This is a genomic window from Psychrobacter sp. UBA2514, from assembly GCF_002341255.1.
Classification (GTDB): Bacteria; Pseudomonadota; Gammaproteobacteria; order Pseudomonadales; family Moraxellaceae; genus Psychrobacter; species Psychrobacter pacificensis.
The window spans coordinates 1-215 of sequence record NZ_DDNS01000011.1 but is presented as its reverse complement, the minus strand read 5'-3'; positions in this window follow the sequence as shown (position 1 = coordinate 215).

Below are 215 nucleotides of genomic sequence, written 5' to 3'. Positions count from 1 at the left end.
ATCCACGTACCAATGACAGTGGCATTCACCGTTGGCTAATCGAGCAATTACGAGATTTATAATGGGTAGGAGTAGTTAGTATAGTCAATCCCACCTAAAAATGTTATAAACTAACTATCAAATTCAATTGTTATTATAAAGACCATGACTTACTCTCTAGATTTTCGCAAACAAGTACTAAAAAGCTTAGACGAGGGTATGACCTTTGCCGAGGC